1 pseudogene is annotated in these 412 nt (G+C 65.3%); it reads left to right on the top strand.

The annotated features are described in order from the left end of the window. Positions 1-61 precede the first annotated feature (61 nt). Positions 62-412, top strand: a pseudogene (locus tag QT222_RS07475) (thiamine pyrophosphate-dependent enzyme); the annotation flags it as partial.

Below are 412 nucleotides of genomic sequence, written 5' to 3'. Positions count from 1 at the left end.
CCTCTGTTTTGGCCTCTGCAGTTCGGTGGGGCGGCGGGCGGCCCGACCCTCCGGGGGCGGGGGGGGGGTGGGGGGAGGGGGCTGGGCTGGACCCGCCGGTGTCTCCGCGGCAATCACGACCGACAAGGACGTGGTCGCAGTTGCCGGTGACGGCGGCTTTACAATGACGATGACGTGCGTGGAAACAGCGGTCGAATACGGGGTTTCACCCACGTTTGTCGTCCTCAACGACACTTCACTCGGGATGGTCCGCCAGATGGACGATTCGATTCCCGGCGTCGAGTTCCACGATACGGATTTCGTCACCGTGGCCGAAGGCTTTGGTGCGGAGGGGATGCGCGTCACAGAGCCCGAAAACTTGGGTGACCGCCTCGAAGAGGCCAAAGCGGCCGATGTTCCGACGGTCGTCGAC

It is taken from the genome of Haloferax sp. s1 (assembly GCF_058382125.1).
The sequence above is the reverse complement of the archived record's forward strand: the minus strand, read 5'-3'. Positions and strand labels throughout refer to the sequence as shown.